Here is a 17,053-nt window from a genome sequence, read left to right as displayed (position 1 = left end):
AAGAACGTCTGGAATGACGTCAGTGCGCCGCGTTGTACGCGTCGACGACCTGCGCAGGAATGCGTCCACGCTCGGAGAGCTTGTGGCCATTGTCATTAGCCCATGCGCGGATCGCCGCGACCTCGGGGTTCCGCGCTGGACGCTTGCGTGCGGACGACGTGCGTGAGGCGTTCGAGGACGATCCCGCCTTGCGTCCGGCCGCCACGTAGGGCTCCAGCGCCTTGCGCAATTCATCGGCGTGCGCGGTGTTCAGGTCGATCTCATAAGCGGTGCCGTTGAGCGAGAAATGCACAGTCTCGCCTTCTCCGACCTCCAGAACGCTGCCATCGATGTCGTCGACCAGCTGGTGCACAATTCGTCTCGCCATGGGGGCGACTTTACTCCCCTGAGAGAAATGCGACAACTCGAAATGCTCGATCGCATTCATCTCGCAAAGGCCGTGCGATTATTCCATTCCCTTTGATCAGGGAAGAAGCCCGATTCGCCGGGCTCTCGCGACAGCGGCGTGGCGTGTCGACGCATCCAATTTGGACATCGCCGTCCCCAGATATGCCTTGATGGTGCCTTCTCGCAGACCGAGTTGCGACGCGATCTCCGCGTTGGTCGAACCGAGCGCAGCGCATGCGAGCACGTCGGTCTCGCGCGGAGAGAGGTGGATCGCGGGGATCGGCCCCGTGGCCGGCGCCGCACCGTCTCCGGCGAGGGTCAGCAGGCGCCGCTCGACGTGCGCGATCCTGGTGCGGAGATCTTCGTCCTCGACGGAGGCCGCGATGCTGCGGAGTTCCGCGAAGCTCTGCCGCAGTTCCTCGCGTTGCGCCGGGGCGACCACGTCTTCATTGAGGGCGGTCTCCTGGAGTCGCCGTTGCACCTCGTCGCGGATGCGCAGTTCATCGGCGACGGATCGGGCGACCTGCATGGCGGGGGCGGTGGTCACCCCGCCGACTCGCTCCTCGTCCCACCCGCCGGCGTAGAGCACCCCGCGGGAGCGTCCCTGGACGACGATGGGAAGAGCGAGGAGCGTACGCAGACCTTCTCCCAGCACGAAGACGTCGTAGTCGTGGGTGATCTGCTGGGACGACCCGTAGTCACTCGTCATGCGGGGGCGGAGCTCCATCATCGCGCGACCGCCGAGGCCGCGTTCCGGACGCACGCGAAGACCGTCCAGCGAACGCGTGCGAGCGCCGACGATGCTGGTGACGCTCACCACGCCTTCTTCGATGAGGCCGCCGAAAGCGACAGGGAAGCGTGTGCGCCGTGCAAGCTCCCGCACCGCGTTCGCGACGAGATCCGCCTCGGATTCGCGGGCGACGGGTGAGTTCACGACTACCTACTTTCGGGGGTGACGACGCAATGCCCCGTTTCGTAGCGTCGACCCTACCATTCGCGCGAGGTGGCTCGTGCGAGCACCGGACATGTGGCAAGGAGGCCCCATGAGCGACCAGACGAACACGGATCCGAACGGTGAGATCGACTACACAGCGGTCGAACGATCCCCGAGATTCCTGACCTTGAAACGCACGCAGAGATCGTTCATCTTCCCGATGGCGGCCTTCTTCCTTCTCTGGTACTTCGTCTACGTCCTTCTGGCCGCCTTCGCTCCGGATTTCATGGGACAGCGGGTGTGGGGTGACATCACGATCGGCCTCCTCTTCGGCCTCGGCCAGTTCGTTACCACCTTCGCGATCACGATGGCCTACGTCTCCTTCGCGAATCGCAAGCTCGATCCGCTCGCGGCGCAGATCCGCGAGGAACTCGAGGAAGCGCAGAGCGCGGCATGAGCGGCGTGCGCACGGCAGCACCCGCTGCCCTCGAGATCAATCCGGTCTTCAACATCTCGATCTTCCTGGCGTTCGTGGCGGTGACGCTGTTCATCGTGATCAGAGCGAGTCGCAACAACAAGACCGCGGCCGACTACTACGCCGCCGGCCGCTCGTTCACCGGTCCGCAGAACGGGTTCGCTATCGCGGGCGACTACCTGTCCGCCGCATCATTCCTCGGGATCTGCGGTGCGATCGCGATCAACGGGTACGACGGATTCCTCTACTCCATCGGCTTCCTCGTGGCGTGGCTCGTGGCCCTGCTCCTGGTCGCCGAGCTGATGCGGAACACCGGCAAGTTCACCATGGCGGACGTGCTCTCGTTCCGCCTGCAGCAGCGGCCTGTGCGGATGGCGGCCGCCATCACGACGCTCGCCGTGTGCTTCTTCTACCTGCTGGCGCAGATGGCGGGTGCCGGCGGTCTGGTGTCCCTGCTGCTCGGCATCGACGGTCGGGTCGGTCAGTCGGTCGTGATCGCGGTCGTCGGCATCCTCATGATCGTCTACGTGCTGATCGGCGGCATGAAGGGAACGACCTGGGTGCAGATCGTCAAGGCCTTCCTCCTCATCGGCGGTGCCCTCGGGATGACCGTGTGGGTGCTCGCGATCAACGGGTTCAGTCTGAACACGCTGCTCGAGGCCGCGGTGGCGAACTCGGACAAGGGCGACGCGATCCTGGCGCCCGGTCTGCAGTACGGAGCAAATCCGTGGGACTTCCTCTCTCTCGGTCTGGCGCTCGTGCTGGGCACTGCGGGATTGCCGCACGTCCTGATGCGCTTCTACACGGTTCCGACCGCCAAGGAGGCCCGTCGCTCGGTCGTCTGGGCCATCTGGCTCATCGGCGGGTTCTACCTGCTCACGCTCGTGCTCGGGTACGGTGCCGGCGCCCTGGTCGGAGCGGACGTGATAGCCGCGGCCCCGGGGGGTGTGAACTCCGCGGCCCCGCTGCTGGCTCTCCAACTCGGCGGACCGGTGCTGCTCGGCTTCATCTCGGCTGTGGCATTCGCGACGATCCTCGCGGTCGTCGCGGGACTCACGATCACCGCTGCCGCGTCGTTCGCGCACGACATCTACGCGAACGTCATCCAGAAGGGGCGCAAGGACTCGGAGGGCAAGCCGATCGAAGCCGACCCCAACGGAGAGGTGCGCGTCGCCCGACGTACGGTCATCGTGATCGGCATCCTGGCGATCGTCGGCGGGATCGGCGCGCAGGGGCAGAACATCGCGTTCCTGGTGGCGCTGGCTTTCGCCGTGGCCGCGTCGGCGAATCTGCCCACCATCCTGTACTCGCTGTTCTGGCGCCGATTCACCACTCGCGGGGCCGTGTGGAGCATGTACGGCGGGCTCGGGTCGGCGATTGTCCTCATCGTCCTCTCGCCGGTGTTCTCGGGAACCCCGACATCGATGATCCCGGGGATCGACATCGCCGTGTGGCCGCTGAACAACCCGGGCATCGTCTCGATCCCGTTGGGCTTCCTGCTCGGCTGGCTGGGCACGATCACCAGCAGCCGCAAGGAGTCTCCCCGGTTGGCCGCCGAGATGGAGGTGCGATCGCTCACCGGATTCGGCGCGGAGAAGGCCACGGAGCACTGAGCCTGAGCCCGAAGTCGTGGACCCGGCGGCCTACTCGCCGGGTCCACGACACCGCCTGCCGACGGCTCAGCTCGTCTCGAGGTCGAGCAGGAACTTCTTGCGCTCAGGGTGCGCGCCGTATTGGCCCGCGCTGCCGTCCGACCGCACGACGCGGTGCACCGGGACGATGATCGAGAACGGTGTGATGCGACACGCTGTGCCGACGGCGCGCGCGGCGCCGGGGTGTCCGGCGAGGACCGCGACCTCTCCGTAGCTCATCGTCTCGCCCCACTCGATGTCGCAGATCGTCCGCAGAGCGGTCAGAGCGAACCCGTCGACGAGTCGCCAGTCGAGGCGGATGTGCGCGTCGAAGCGCACCTGCTCGCCGTCGAAGTAGTCGGCGAGCAGATGGGCGAGCTCGTCGGCGGCACCGGGGTCGGGCTCCGGCACGGATCTCAGCTGGCGCGACACGCCTTCGAGCAGCCAGGGCACGCGCGGGTCTTCGGATTCGGAGAGATCGAACCGCACGATGCCCTCGTCGGAGAACACCGCGAGAGCATCGCCGAAGGGAGTCGGCGCGAAGTCGTAGCGGAAGGTCATGCCCCCATCCTGACCGCTGGACGGGACACCGCACGCCGCTGTTGCCGCTCCGGGTGGAGAACCTCGTCGGCGCGGACGCCGGGCAGGAGAAGTGGACGGTGCATCGCATCGCGGAAATTCGGCGGAAACCCGCCCGGGATACCCCGCGTCGGCATGTCGCGCGCCTAGGGTGTCATTGTGTGGCGACGTGAAGGAAAGTCTGCGGACGACACAGCGGTGGATCCTGCTGTGTCGATCAGCGACCTGCACGGGTCCACTGCCGGCATCGACATCGCGCACGCAGCGGAGTCGGAGCGCACGCGTCTGAGAGCGGAGGCCGCGGATCTCGGCGGCCCCTCGCCACTGGTGAGCTTCCGCGACAGCCCCGAGTCGGGTATCGACATCTCCAAGGCGCACCCCGGCAGCCTGCCGCAGTTCATCACCGGCAAGTCGACGCTGCTCTCGAACCTCTTCCGCGATGAGGTCGGTCTGCGCACAGCGAGACTCGCCGCGGAGCGCATCACAGCAAAGAACACCGAGCTGCGCACCGTCCGCGGCATCGAGGCCGTGCACCTCGCCGTCGGCGTCGCCCGGTGGCGCATCGGGGGAGCGGGGTTCGCCGCACCTGTGCTGTTGCGTCCGCTGGCGATCCGCCGCCACCACTCCGACTTCGAGCTGAAGCTGCAGGGCACCTTCGAGGTGAATCCCGAACTCGTGCGGATCGCCCGCGATCACTTCGGTCTCACGATCGACGCGACAGCTCTCGCAGCCCTCGCCTACGACGGCGGGATCTTCAAGCCGCAGCCGGTGATCGACAGCCTGCGCGCGATCACGCGATCGATCGACACCTTCTCGGTCGAGCCGCGCCTGGTCGTCTCGACGTTCGCCGACGTGTCCGGGGTGATGTCGCGCGACGGCGGCAGTCTCGACCATCAGGTGCTGAACGCCCTCGCCGGACACGTGGGCGACCGCGAGCGCGTGACCGCCCCACGGGCGATCCCGCACCACATCGGGCCGGACGACCGCGCTCCTGCGTCCGACAATCTCCTCCTCGACGCCGACGCCGAGCAGGAAGCTGTGCTCGCGCGCATCGCCGCGGGGCACTCCCTGACCGTCGCGACGCTTCCGGGGACCGGCGGCACGCAGACCGTGATCAACGCGCTCGGCGAACTCGTGCGCGGAGGCAAGCGCGTCCTCGTCGTGTCCGCGCGTCGCTCGACCCTCGACGGCGTCCGCCATCGTCTCGCCGGCATCGGACTGGACAGCCTCGCGGTCTCGCCGGCGAACGTGCGGCGCGATCTGGTCAGGGCCATCGGGCGCAACGAGAAGGCCACGGCGCCGAAGGTCGGCGAAGTCGACGATGCCCTCGTGCGTCTGCGGACCGTCCTGCGCGACTACCGTCAGGCGCTCAGCGCGCCGATCGCCGGGTTGGGCGCCTCGGTCCTCGACGCCACCCGCCAGCTGACGCGCTTGGCGTCGCTCCCTGTTCCACCGTCGACCACCGCGCGTCTCGGACCCGATGCGCTTCGTCGCCTCGCCGCCGACCGCAGCGAGGCTGCCGAGGCCCTCGCACAGGCCGCCCGTCTCGGCGAATTCCGCTTCGGCCCGAACGACTCGCCCTGGTACGGGGTCACCTTCTCCAGCACCGAAGCCGCACGAGCGGCGCACGAGCTCGCCGGGCGACTGCACTCGCAGAGCGTGCCCACCCTGCTCGAGCGCGGATACGAGCTGATCGCGCAGACGCACATGCGTCCGTTCGCGACCATCGACGAGCTCGGCGAGTACCTGCGGCTGCTGCAGGGGATCCGCGATTCGCTCGACCGATTCAGCCCCACGGTCTTCGAACGTCCTCTGGGTGAGCTCATCCAGGCGCACGGTTCGCGCCGCGACGCTCCCGGCCTGTCCGGGGCGAACAGGCGGAGGCTCCGTCGGCTCGCCAAGGAGTATGTCCGCCCTGGAGTGCATGTCACCGAGATGCATGAGGCTCTCCTGCGGATCCAGGCGCAGCGCACCCAATGGCAGCGCTTCGTCGACGCCGGCGTCGCGCCGGAGATCCCGCTCGGTCTCGCCGACGTCCACGCGGCCTGGCAGCGTGTGGAAGCCGAGCTCGCCGAACTCGACACCGCCCTCGGACGCCGTGAGCCGTTGGCATCGCTGCCCGTGGCCCGGCTCGTTCGCACCCTCGCCGGCCTCGCTGCCAAATCCGACGTCTTCGAGAACCTGGTCGAGCGCGCCCAGCTGCGTGACCGACTCGCCCTCCTCGGGTTGGAGCCGCTTCTCACCGAGCTCTCCGTCCGCCACGTCTCGGAGTCCCAGGTGGGGGAGGAGCTCGAGTTCGCCTGGTGGCAGTCCCTCCTCGAGCGCGCCCTGCAGGACAACCGCGCCCTCCTCGGAGCGAACACCGCGGTCGTCGATCGGCTCGAGCGCGATTTCCGCCTGGTCGATGAGGCGCATGCCGCTATGGCCGGACCGCTGCTCGCATGGCAGCTGGCCAATCAGTGGCGCATCGCGATCGTCGACGAGCCCCAGCAGTCGCAGCACCTGCGTCAGGCGCTGACGCAATCCGCGACGAGCACCGCGCAGGTGGTCAGCGCTGCGCCCACCCTTGTCGACGTGCTCGCGCCGGCCTGGATCTCCTCGCCGTACCTGGTGCCCGAGATCCCCGACTCGGTCGAGTTCGACACCGTGATCCTCGTCGATGCCGCAGCGATCAACCTCGCAGAAGCGGCCCCGGCGATCCGTCGTGCGCGCCAGATCGTCGCGTTCGGCGATCCGGTCACGCAGCGCCCCACCCCGTTCCGCATCGCGGTCGATCCGGAGGAGTCGTGGGAGCCCGAGGTGCCCTTCGACGACGTCTCGGCCTTCGAGCGGCTGTCCGAGCTCCTGCCCGTGCTGACCCTCACCCGCAGCTACCGGGCGGGTGGCGAGGACCTCGCGGAGCTCATCAACGATGCCTTCTACGGAGGCGAGATCGTCTCCCTTCCCTGGGCGGGCTCGTACCTCGGTCGTGGCAGTCTGACGGTCGACTACGTCGAGGGCGGTACGGGAACGCCCGATCCGATCTCGGGCGCGGTCGAGAGCCCGGATGCCGAGGTCGCCAGGGTCGTGACCCTCGTGGTCGAGCACGCGGTGCACCGCCCGTCGGAATCCCTCATGGTGGTCACCGCGAGCGCCCGCCACGCCGAGCGCGTGCGCGCCGCCGTCACTTCGGCGTTCGCCGGCCGATCCGATGTCGCGGACTTCGTCGGCCGAGACACGGTCGAACCGTTCGCGGTGCTGACGCTCGAGGAGTCGGTCGCCGAGAGCCGCGATCGTGTGATCTTCTCGCTCGGCTTCGGCCTCACCAAGCACGGCCGCGTCCTGAGCGACTTCGGCGACCTCTCCACACCGGACGGCGAGCGACTGCTCACGGTCGGGATGACGCGAGCGCGCCGTTCGATGGTCCTCGTCTCGTCGATCCGTCCCTCCTCGTTCGACGATGGGCGCCTGGAGCATGGGGCGGCGACCTTGATGTCGATCCTCGGCGGCCTGGCCGCCCGGAGCCGGGATGCGCGGCTGGAGGATCTCGCCGACCCGCTGACCCTGGCGCTTGCCCGCGAACTGCGGCGCCTCGGCGCCTCGGTGGACGTCGACTACCGCGGACTGCTCCCGCTGGTCGCGCAGCACGGCGGCAAGGCCGTCGTGATCGAGTCGGATCCCGAGACGCGAGGCGAGTCCCTGCGCGAGACCCTGCGTCTGCGCCCGCACGTGCTGCGCCGCCTGGGCTGGCACTACGTGCGCGTGCACGCGTTCGACCTCTACAGCGACCCCGTGACCGTGGCGACCCGGATCGCCGCAGTGCTCGGCATCTCGGATTCCGCCCCGCGCGCGGAGAACGATACGCAGCCGATCGACACGCTCGACACCCAGAATGACTGAGCACCCGGGGCCCGCGGGCCCGCGCCAGCACGTGGAACGCATCGCCGGATCTCGTCGTGCGCGTCTCACTCCGGTGCCGGGGAGCGACCCGGAACCGGAATCGGGGCCAGCGGAGACGCCGCCGGCGCGGAACCGGCCGAAGGGTGCTAAGGGGCCGAACGACGACCAGCTGCTCCAGGACGTCCCGCCGCACTACTGACTGTGCGGCTCCTACCTCAGCCGGGAACGGAGAGACGCACGGTCCCTCCGAAGAGGGACCGTGCGTCTCGAGTGGTTCCAGCCGGTCAGGCTCCGCGCTGTGCCTTGAGCAGATCGCGGATCTCGACGAGCAGCTCGGACTCGGTCGCCGCGGCCGGCTCCTCCTCCGGCTCCTCCGCGGGCGTGCCCTTGCGGGCCTCGACATGAGCTTTGAACGTGTTCATCGGCAGCACGAACACGAAGTACACGACGACGGCGACGGCGAGGAAGCTGATGATCGCCGAGATCAGGTCGCCGATCGGGAAGGTCACCGTCTCGCCGTAGATGTTCGGAACCTGGATCCCGAACTTTCCGGCGGCGTCCGCCTTGAGGAAGAGCGCGATGAGCGGGTTGATGATGCTGTTGACGACGGCCGTGACGATCGCGGTGAACGCCGTGCCGATGACGACCGCGACGGCCAGATCGATGACGTTGCCCCGGAGCAGGAAGTCCTTGAAACCTTTGAGCATGGGATCCCCCAACAGATCGATACCTCAGGAAGAGGCCGGAGTCGACGCAGCCGCCGGTTTGGCGCTCGTCGTCGATTCCGTCTTCGATGATGCCGAACCATCCTTCGATCCACCGGATTTGGCGCGCGAGTCCGTGCGATAGAAACCGGAGCCGTTGAAGGTCACACCGATCGAGCCGTACTGCTTGCGCAGCGCGCCACCGCACTCGGGGCACACGGTGAGAGCGTCGTCGGCGAAGCTCTGCACGGCGTCGAAGGTGTGACCGCACGCGGTGCAGGCATAGGCGTAGGTGGGCATGGGGGTCCTTGGGATCAGCGTCGCCGAGGCGACAGGGTGAGGGTCTGCGACGGGGTCACGACGCCGTTCACCGGCTGGTCGTGAACCTCTCGCGGAAGTTCGTCGAGTACCTCGGAATCATAGATGACCGCGTAGACGGGAGGGCACTTCTCCATCGAGCCGATCGTCTTGTCGAAGTACCCGCGACCCCAGCCCATGCGCATGCCGGAACGGTCGACCGCCGCGGCAGGGACGATCATCAGGTCGACGTCGTTCACGGCGATGGGGCCCAGCACCTCGCCCGTGGGCTCCGGCAGGCCGAAGAGGCCCTCGGCGACCTCGTCATCGTCCGTGGCGACAGCCCAGTCCAGCAGTCCGTCGGCGCGGGTGACGGGGAGGAGCACGCGGATGCCGCGGCGCACGGCCCTGGTCACGAAGTCACGGGTGCCCGGCTCCGTCGTGGTGGAGAGGAAGCAGGAGATGGATCGGACGCCCAGTTCGTCGACGAGGGCATCGAGGCGTTCGCCGATGGCCGTGGCCGCCGTCTCGCGTTGTGTGTCGGAGAGGAGCTGGCGTCGTTCGCGGAGCTCGGCGCGGAGTGCGCGCTTGGCGTGTTCGACGTCGTTCGACATGGCTCCGAGTCTACGTCGACGCTCACCACTAGGCTGAGAGGATGGGCAACCACAAGATCAAAGCAGTCATCCCCGCCGCCGGACTGGGGACACGATTCCTGCCCGCCACGAAGGCGATGCCGAAGGAGATGCTCCCGGTCGTCGACAAGCCGGCCATCCAGTACGTCGTCGAAGAGGCGGCTGACGCCGGGATCGACGACATCCTCGTCATCATCGGGCGCAACAAGAACGCGATCTCCAACCACTTCGACTCGGTCCCCGAGCTCGAGGTGAAGCTCATGGAGAAGGGCGACACCGGTCGCCTCGAGCGCGTGATGAAGTCGAGCGACCTCGCCGACATCCACTTCGTCCGTCAGGGGGAGCCGAAGGGTCTGGGACATGCAGTGCTGCGTGCGCGCACCCATGTCGGCGACAGTTCTTTCGCCGTGCTGCTCGGTGACGACCTGATCGACGAGCGCGATCCGCTGCTCACCGAGATGATCGCCGAGCACGAGCGCACCGGCGCCGCGGTGATCGCGCTGATGGAGGTCGATCCCGCGAACATCCACATGTACGGCGCCGCTGCGGTCGAACCCCTCGAAGGGTCGGATGCGGTTCGGGTCACCGGTCTCGTCGAGAAGCCGGCACAGGAGGACGCCCCCTCGAACCTTGCGGTCATCGGACGCTACGTCCTCCCGGCCTCGGTCTTCGAGATCCTCGAGCACACCGAGCCGGGCAAGGGGGGCGAGATCCAGCTCACGGACGCACTGCAGGTGATGGCGGCCGACCCTGACGGCCCCGGCGTCGTCGGCGTCGTCTTCGGTGGTCGCCGCTACGACACGGGCGACCGCGTCGACTACATCAAGGCGATCGTCCAGCTCGCGGCAGACCGCGACGACCTCGGTTCGGAGCTGCGCCCCTGGCTCAAGGAGTTCGCGGAACGCCTCTAGGCGGCTTCGCGGGCGTCGGTGCGGCATGGATCTGGCGACGGGGATGCGACACGGCCCGATAGAGCTGCGGCTCGTCCGAACGAAGGATGCGCGGCCTCTGCAGCATGAGCTGCTCGCCAACAGGTCATGGCTTCAGCCGTGGGAGGCGACTGTCCCGTACGGATCGGTGTCCTTCGATATGAGGCTCAGCATCCGTCGCCTGCTCCAGCAGTACCGTGACGGCTCCGGCTACCCCTTCGTCATGGAGTACGACGGGGAGATCGCGGGGCAGCTCAACGTATGGGGAGTCTCTCGGGGCTCGCTGTGCTCTGCCACGATCGGGTACTGGGTGAGCGAGCGGTTCGCGGGTCGCGGGATCACCCCGACCGCGGTCGCGATGGCCACCGATGCGTGCTTCACCGAGTACGGCCTGCACCGCATGGAGATCTGCATCCGTCCGGAGAACGCCGCGAGCCTGCGCATCGTCCAGAAGCTCGGGTTCCGGTACGAGGGATTGCGGCGGCGCTACATCCACATCGACGGGGACTGGCGCGACCACTACGCATTCGCCCTGACCACGGAAGACGTGCCGCAGGGTGTGCTGGCGCGGTGGCTCAGCGGCCAGGTGCCTCCCGACGCCGCGACGGTGCCGCCGGCCGACCGCATATCGTCCTGAAACACCCGTCCGGACAGCGGATCCGGACGAACACGCCGCGACACGCGCCCGTCTGCACGGCGCTGCCCGCTCCCAGCCCTTAGCGTTGTCGGTATGGACGGGCCGGTGCTGAGCGGAGGAGTGATCGTGCTCGTCGCCGTGCTCTTGTGGATGCTCTATCTGCTGCCGTCGTGGCGAGGCCGGTTCCAGTACAACGCCGCCGAACGCAACGCCGTGCGACTGAACCAGGCGCTGCGCGTGCTCGCCGAGACGAGCGAGACGCCGGGGGAGGTCCGCGTCGAGCTGAACGCCCGCACCGCGCTCGCTCAGCAGAAGCTGGCGAAGAGGGTGCAGTCGGAGCGGGAGGCCGCCGCGCTCGAGGCTCTGCGGCAGGAACTCGCGGCCACCAGGGCCGACCCTGTGATCCGTCGGGCGCGCGCGCGCAGACGTGTGCGTATCCTCGCGACCAGCAGCCTGCTGGTCGGGCTCATCGTCGCCGGGCTGGGCGTGTGGCAGCTGCTGGCTGCCGGCGGATCTGCTCTGATCTGGGTCGGTGGTGCGGTGGTCGTCGTCGCCGGTGTCGCTCTGCAGCGCATGGCCGCGGTCGCGAACCGTGCCGCGCGCGCCGCCCACGTCGTGGCCACCCCTGTTGCTCCGCGTGTGACCCCCGAGCTTCACGACCAGGGCCGAGCGACGTGGACGCCGCGTCCGCTGCCCGAGCCGATGGCATCCGTGGCGGGGTCCCGCGCGCAGGTCGCGCAGGCTCAGCTGGACGCCCAGGAGGCGCGCCGCAAGGCCGCGCGAGTCGCCGCACTGCGCGAGCGGGCGGAGCAGATGGCACCGGAGCCGCCGGTGGCCCTGCCGGCCGCGTCGTCGCCGTACGCGCGGATGGGGTTCGTCGACGACGCCGAGATCGAGGCCCACGTGCGCGAACTGCTCTCCCGTCGAGCCGCAGGATGACGGTCTGCGACGCGAGCGGCCCTCTCGTCGTGATAGCGTAGAACCTGTTCACGGGCCTATGGCGCAGTTGGTAGCGCGCCTCGTTCGCATCGAGGAGGTCAGGGGTTCGAATCCCCTTAGGTCCACCGTGAAGACGGCCGATGGGACATGAGAGATCATGTCCCATCGGCCGTTCTGGTTCCTCGGCCGCTCGTGCTGGAGGTCGAGACCGGGTCTGTGAGTGAGCGCCCTCGCCGCACGGGGGTTGGGGCTGGTCAGCCCCGGCTCGCCTCGAGCAGTAGCCGGAGCCGCTCCTCGGGGCTGCCGACGATCGTGACCACGTGCGGGACGGAGCCTGCGCGCTCGAGGTCATCGACGAGTCCCACCAGCGCTTCGTCCATCGCGACGCGCAGAGCCGGGTCCTCGTCGCCCGTGACGTGGATCGGCCGGCTCCCGTCCAGGGGCACGATCGCGACGAGGTCGATCGCGGCCATCGACGCCTCCACGATCTCTGCGGCGCGGGCGAGGAGCGCGCCGTCACTGCGGCCCAGCTCCTCCAGAGCGGTCAGGTAGGCGAGGAAGTCGAGTGGCCCCCGCTCGCAGATCACCGCGGAAGCGGCGGCCGACTCCCGGAGCCGCGCCGCGGTGACGCGCAGCTGCACGGCGAAGCTGTGCTCGCTCGCGGGATCGTCGAGATCGAGGTCCTCGAAGGGGTCGGGCAGTACGACGTACTCGGGGCGGACCGCACGGAAGTCGGAGATCAGCGTGCTCTTGCCGCTGGCGTGCGTCCCCGACACCACGATCCTCATGTGCGTGCGGCGAGTCCGGCGAGCAGCTCCAGCACGCACAGAGCCGCCAGGCGGACGGTGCGGGCATCGTCGGCGTCGGCGGTGGCGTCGACTTCGGCCAGGTCGGCGCTCGCGACACGTCGATCCGTCGCGACGGCCCTGCTGAGGGCGCGCAGCTCCCACGCCTGCAGACCGCCGGGCACGCTCGCCGGGCAGCCCGGCGCGACCGACCGGTCGCAGACGTCGACGTCGATGTCGAGGTGGATGCGCGCATCGGCTCCGGAACCGGCGACCTCCACGGCCTCCGCGACGACATCGTCGATTCCGCGGCGGCGGAGCTCGTCGAGGGGGATGACACGGATGCCCCACTCGGCTGCGCGTCGGGCGTAGGCGGCGGAGTTCGCGAAGTCGGCGATGCCGATCTGCACGACCTTGGTCGGGTCGATGCGCGTGGTATCCAGCGGCGACGTGGCGGGGACATCTTCCACGAGGCGCCGCACGGGAGTGCCGTTCGAGATGCCGTCGCGCAGGTCGAAGTGGGCGTCGAACGTGATCAGTCCCGTCGCTTCGGCACCGAGCGCCACGGGATAGGTGAGCGAGTTGTCGCCGCCGAGGGCGATCACGAGTTTCGAAGGGGCGGCGAGCTCGCGCACGCGGGAGATGACCCTGGCCTCACCGGCGGAGCCGTCAGGATCGGCGATGTCGCCGGCGTCGGCGATGCGCAGCACCTCGTCGAGCTCGATCACCGGCGGTCCCATCAGCGCGGTGCCGTAGCGGGGGAGAGCCGCGCGGATCGCCGTGGGCGTCGCGTGCGCACCGGTCGGGGAGAGCGAGGTGCGCCAGGTCGGCACCCCGACGAGCACGGCGTCGGCGGTGCCGTCGAAGGCAGGCCAGGACCCGGCTCGGGGCCAGAGGGGATCGTGGCTCAGCGGTCGGGAGGACGAGGGCATGGTCAGACTCCGGGGATCAGGGCGTGCGCGATGGAGAAGATGACGAGACCGGCCAGGGCGCCGACGAACGTGCCGTTCAAACGGATGTACTGCAGGTCGCGGCCGACCATGAGCTCGATCTTCTCCGTCGTCTCCGCCGGGTCCCAGCGTTCGACGGTGTCGGTGATGATCGAGGCGATGTCGTGCCGGTAACGGTCGACGAGGAAGACCGCGGCGTCCGATACCCACGTGTCGACGCGGTTCTGCAGCGCGGCGTCGGTCGTGAGGCGCTCCCCGACCTCCTGCAGGGCCTGCACGGCGCGGCGTCGGAGGCCGCTCTCGGGATCGGCGAGGGCAGCGAGCAAGCCGTTCTTCGCGGTGTTCCACGCCTCAGCGGCCAGAGCGCCGACGCGGGGGCTGTCGAACAGCGACGCCTTGGCGTTCTCGAGCTTCGCCCGCGTCGCCGGGTCGTTCTGCAGGCTGTCGGCCAGACGTGCTAGATAGCCGTCGACCGCGAGGCGTGCCGGGTGGTGGGGGTCGGCCTGCACGGCGTGCACGAACTTGACCGCCTCGTGATACACCGTGTCGTCCACGAAGCGGTGAGCCAGCTTCGGCACCCACCCCGGAAGGCGCCGGGAGACCAGACCGCTGAACGATTCGGCGTTCGCGTCGAGCCAGCGCGAGATGCTGTCGGCGGCGAGGTCGACAGCGCCGTGATGGGCATCGGCCTCGACGATCTTCTCGAGCCACGCTCCGGCGGGCGGACCCCACTCGGGATCGACCAGATGCTCGCGGGCGAGGTCCGTGATCAGGTCTCGCACGTCGTCGTCGCTCAGTGCGTTGAGTACGGCCGTGGCGATCGTCGCACCCTCGGCGCCGACCCGCTCCGCATGCGGGGCCTCGCGCAGCCAGTCGCCTGCGCGCAGAGCGATCTTCGTGGTCGACAGCTTGGTGCGCACCACGTCGGCGGCGAGGAAGTTCGTCTCCACGAACTCGCCGAGCGAGCGGCCGATCTCGTCCTTGCGGTTCGGGATGATCGCGGTGTGCGGGATGGGGAGCCCGAGCGGGCGTCGGAAGAGCGCGGTCACCGCGAACCAGTCCGCGAGCGCACCCACCATGCCGCCTTCGGCCGCCGCGCGCACATAGGCGAGTCCCTCGATGCGCTGCTGGAACGCGAAGGCGAACACGAACACGACGGCCATGAACACCAGGGCGCCGAGGGCGACGGCCTTCATGCGTCGGAGCGCGCGGAGGCGCTCCTGGTCGGCGGGCGAGAGCTGCGTCATCGGTGTTCGCGGCATGACGTCATCCTTTCACGCCACCGCACCGGCGGCCCTGTGCGCGGAGCGTGCGCTGTCTCGGCGCACAGACAGCCGGATACCCCCTGGGGGGAGTACCCTCGAGGGGTGATCGAAGACATCAAGAAACGTGCGCTGCACCGCACCAGCATCCTCGAAGGACAGATGCGCGGCGTCGCGCGGATGATCGAGAACGAGGACTACTGCATGGACATCATCACGCAGTCCCGCGCCATCCAGCGCTCCCTGGAGTCACTCAACCGCCTGCTGCTGGAGAACCACCTGCAGACGCACGTCACCCACATGTTCGAGGAGGGCGGCGAGGAGCGGGAGAAGGCCGTCGTCGAGCTGCTCAAGGCCTTCGACTTCGACCGCAAGTAGGGTCCAGGGCCGGCGCGACACAGCGCCCCGACGGAGTCGTCGAGGCGCTGCGCGGTGAGTCACCTGCCGCTGTCGTCGAACACCTCGCCCTCCATGGCGTCGTAACCCTCGGCCTGCGGGTCGCCGTGGGAGCCGCCGGAGATCGCGTACTCCTCTTCGGGCGACAGCACCAGACGGTGGCGGAAGAAGAGCCCGAATCCGAGCAGGATCACGACGTAGACGATGGCGATCGCCACGATGGCGGGGCCGAACGTCGGATTCAGCAGGAACCCGACGAAGATCAGCGCGGCGATCACGAGCGCGACAGCTGCGCCGGGGATCCCCCACGGGCTCCGGTACGGCCGCGCGACGTCCGGGTACTTCCTGCGGAGGATCATGAACGACACCAGCTGGAGTCCGTAGGCGAGCACCGCGCCCCAGACCGCGATGTTCAGCACGATCGCGCCTGCCACCGACCCGGCGCCTTCGGCGTCGACGGCCGCGAGCACGTCGAGCACGATGAGGGCGACGAAACCGATCGCCGCACCGACGACGAGCGCCACCCACGGCGTCTGCCGCTTGCCGGTGAGGGAGAGGAAGCGAGGGTAGTAGCCTGCGCGGGAGAGCGAGTACATGTTGCGGCCGTAGGCGAACATGATGCCCTGCAGGGAGGCGAGCAGCCCGATCAGGGCGAAGAGCGCGAGCACCGCGGCGAGTTGGTCGCCCACGATGGCGCGGAAGCCGTCGAGCAGCGGCTCGCCCGCGGTACCGGTGGCCTCGGCGCCGATCACGCCGGTGTTCAGGAAGAGGACGAGCAGACCCGTGACGATGAGGGTGCCGCGCGCCCAGAAGCCGGCCTTGGGGATGTCGCGGGTCGGGTTGTGCGACTCCTCGGCGGCCAGGGGCAGCTCTTCGATGCCGAGGAAGAACCACATCGCGAACGGGAGCGCGAACAGGATCGGCAGCACGCCGTGCGGCAGGAACTCCGTCTGGCCGGGGTCGGGGGCGATGTCCCACAGCGCGTCCCAGCTGAAGGCGCCGGAGAAGATCGCCATCAGGGAGAACACCAGGATGATGCCGATCGAGATGATCGAGACGACGATCGCGAATCGGAACGAGATCGCGGCCCCCGCGGAGTTCAGCGCGATGAACACGATGTAGAGGATGAGGTACCAGAGCCACCCCGGCAGCTGGATTCCCAGCAGCTCGCTCGTGATGCCGTTCGCATACGACGCCGAGAAGTAGACGATCACCGCCGTGGTCGCGACGTACTCGATCGTCTCCGCTGCGCCCGTGACCAAGCCGCCCCACGGTCCAATCGCCGATCGCGCGAAGGAGTAGGCGCCCCCGGTGTGGGGCATCATCGCGGCCATCTCGCCGATCGCGAAGATCATGCCGTAGTACATGAGCACGAGGATCACGAAGGCGATCAGCATTCCGCCGAAGCCCGCGAAGTCGATGCCGAAGTTCCAGCCGGAGAAGTCTCCGGAGATGACGGCGGCGACCGCGAGACCCCACAGGCCCCAGACACCGGCAGACCTCTTCAGGGTGCGTTTCTCGAAGTATTCGTTCCCGGCGCGTGTATAGGTCGCCCCAGCGACCTTGCGGGATTCACTGCTCTGCTCAGACATCCGCTCTCCGTTCGCAAGCACACACAGGCGCCGGGTGCACCTTGC

The 17,053-nt window shown here is 68.6% G+C and carries 17 protein-coding genes and 1 tRNA gene; 8 read left to right on the top strand and 10 right to left on the bottom strand.

What is annotated here, in order from left to right:
* Positions 1–19: 19 nt before the first annotated feature.
* Both ABRP18_RS12965 and ABRP18_RS12960 read right to left on the bottom strand, forming a co-directional pair.
* Positions 20–367 carry an Lsr2 family protein gene (locus tag ABRP18_RS12965; protein ID WP_058631260.1) on the bottom strand — a complete coding sequence of 116 codons (348 nt, stop codon included), beginning with the start codon at positions 365–367 and terminating at the stop codon, positions 20–22.
* A 96-nt stretch (positions 368–463) separates the two neighbouring features.
* Positions 464–1,321, bottom strand: coding sequence for a LuxR C-terminal-related transcriptional regulator (locus ABRP18_RS12960; RefSeq protein ID WP_046749803.1), 858 nt, complete (start codon positions 1,319–1,321; stop codon positions 464–466).
* Between the two features lie 109 nt (positions 1,322–1,430).
* On the opposite strand from ABRP18_RS12960, the gene ABRP18_RS12955 reads away from it, so the two are divergent.
* Together ABRP18_RS12955 and ABRP18_RS12950 are read left to right on the top strand one after the other, a co-directional pair.
* Positions 1,431–1,778, top strand: coding sequence for a DUF485 domain-containing protein (locus ABRP18_RS12955; protein WP_058631259.1), 348 nt, complete (start codon positions 1,431–1,433; stop codon positions 1,776–1,778).
* Entirely contained in the window at positions 1,775–3,409 is a 1,635-nt protein-coding gene (locus ABRP18_RS12950; RefSeq protein WP_058631258.1) for a cation acetate symporter, read from the top strand. Before ABRP18_RS12955 ends, ABRP18_RS12950 begins: the two co-directional genes overlap by 4 nt.
* A gap of 66 nt (positions 3,410–3,475) precedes the next feature.
* Here ABRP18_RS12950 and ABRP18_RS12945 read toward each other — a convergent pair whose 3' ends face one another.
* Positions 3,476–3,988 (bottom strand): methylated-DNA--[protein]-cysteine S-methyltransferase, encoded by a 513-nt coding sequence (locus ABRP18_RS12945; RefSeq protein WP_193761521.1) that lies wholly within the window; start codon positions 3,986–3,988, stop codon positions 3,476–3,478.
* Between the two features lie 228 nt (positions 3,989–4,216).
* Here ABRP18_RS12945 and ABRP18_RS12940 point away from each other — a divergent pair, with 228 nt between their 5' ends.
* Entirely contained in the window at positions 4,217–7,885 is a 3,669-nt protein-coding gene (locus ABRP18_RS12940) for an AAA family ATPase (protein WP_349884793.1), read from the top strand.
* A 284-nt stretch (positions 7,886–8,169) separates the two neighbouring features.
* Here ABRP18_RS12940 and mscL read toward each other — a convergent pair whose 3' ends face one another.
* Genes mscL through ABRP18_RS12925 form a run of 3 tightly spaced genes read right to left on the bottom strand, consistent with a single transcriptional unit; the run spans position 8,170 to position 9,500 of the window.
* Positions 8,170–8,592, bottom strand: coding sequence for a large conductance mechanosensitive channel protein MscL (gene mscL / locus ABRP18_RS12935; protein WP_113681623.1), 423 nt, complete (start codon positions 8,590–8,592; stop codon positions 8,170–8,172).
* Positions 8,593–8,616: 24 nt separating this feature from the next.
* Positions 8,617–8,889: an FmdB family zinc ribbon protein gene (locus ABRP18_RS12930; RefSeq protein WP_046749796.1), complete on the bottom strand. Its 273-nt coding sequence runs from the start codon at positions 8,887–8,889 to the stop codon at positions 8,617–8,619.
* Between the two features lie 14 nt (positions 8,890–8,903).
* Positions 8,904–9,500, bottom strand: a complete 597-nt coding sequence (locus tag ABRP18_RS12925) for a 5-formyltetrahydrofolate cyclo-ligase (protein ID WP_349884792.1) — start codon at positions 9,498–9,500, stop codon at positions 8,904–8,906.
* Positions 9,501–9,541: 41 nt separating this feature from the next.
* On the opposite strand from ABRP18_RS12925, the gene galU reads away from it, so the two are divergent.
* The 4 genes from galU to ABRP18_RS12905 all read left to right on the top strand — a co-directional run bounded on the left by galU (position 9,542) and on the right by ABRP18_RS12905 (position 12,148).
* On the top strand, positions 9,542–10,429 hold the full coding sequence (gene galU / locus ABRP18_RS12920) for a UTP--glucose-1-phosphate uridylyltransferase GalU (protein WP_046749794.1): 888 nt from the start codon (positions 9,542–9,544) through the stop codon (positions 10,427–10,429).
* 43 nt (positions 10,430–10,472) lie between these two features.
* Positions 10,473–11,084: a GNAT family N-acetyltransferase gene (locus tag ABRP18_RS12915; RefSeq protein ID WP_058631271.1), complete on the top strand. Its 612-nt coding sequence runs from the start codon at positions 10,473–10,475 to the stop codon at positions 11,082–11,084.
* A 93-nt stretch (positions 11,085–11,177) separates the two neighbouring features.
* Positions 11,178–12,023: a hypothetical protein gene (locus ABRP18_RS12910; protein WP_061015653.1), complete on the top strand. Its 846-nt coding sequence runs from the start codon at positions 11,178–11,180 to the stop codon at positions 12,021–12,023.
* 52 nt (positions 12,024–12,075) lie between these two features.
* Positions 12,076–12,148: transfer RNA gene (locus ABRP18_RS12905), tRNA-Ala, on the top strand.
* Positions 12,149–12,277: 129 nt separating this feature from the next.
* On the opposite strand, the gene ABRP18_RS12900 is transcribed toward ABRP18_RS12905, so the two are convergent.
* Genes ABRP18_RS12900 through ABRP18_RS12890 form a run of 3 tightly spaced genes read right to left on the bottom strand, consistent with a single transcriptional unit; the run spans position 12,278 to position 15,020 of the window.
* Entirely contained in the window at positions 12,278–12,799 is a 522-nt protein-coding gene (locus ABRP18_RS12900; protein ID WP_164734105.1) for an AAA family ATPase, read from the bottom strand.
* An 8-nt stretch (positions 12,800–12,807) separates the two neighbouring features.
* Entirely contained in the window at positions 12,808–13,740 is a 933-nt protein-coding gene (locus ABRP18_RS12895; RefSeq protein WP_349884791.1) for an arginase family protein, read from the bottom strand.
* Positions 13,741–13,742: 2 nt separating this feature from the next.
* Positions 13,743–15,020: a DUF445 domain-containing protein gene (locus ABRP18_RS12890; RefSeq protein WP_349884790.1), complete on the bottom strand. Its 1,278-nt coding sequence runs from the start codon at positions 15,018–15,020 to the stop codon at positions 13,743–13,745.
* 105 nt (positions 15,021–15,125) lie between these two features.
* On the opposite strand from ABRP18_RS12890, the gene ABRP18_RS12885 reads away from it, so the two are divergent.
* Complete coding sequence (locus ABRP18_RS12885; protein ID WP_045263421.1) at positions 15,126–15,398, top strand: metal-sensitive transcriptional regulator; 273 nt, start codon at positions 15,126–15,128, stop codon at positions 15,396–15,398.
* 59 nt (positions 15,399–15,457) lie between these two features.
* On the opposite strand, the gene ABRP18_RS12880 is transcribed toward ABRP18_RS12885, so the two are convergent.
* Complete coding sequence (locus ABRP18_RS12880; RefSeq protein WP_349884789.1) at positions 15,458–17,008, bottom strand: amino acid permease; 1,551 nt, start codon at positions 17,006–17,008, stop codon at positions 15,458–15,460.
* Between the last annotated feature and the right edge of the window lie 45 nt (positions 17,009–17,053).

This window comes from Microbacterium sp. WHRI 7836, assembly GCF_040223885.2.
GTDB lineage: Bacteria > Actinomycetota > Actinomycetes > Actinomycetales > Microbacteriaceae > Microbacterium > Microbacterium oxydans.
Note: the sequence above shows the minus strand (reverse complement) of the source record. Positions and strands in the feature narration are given on the sequence as shown.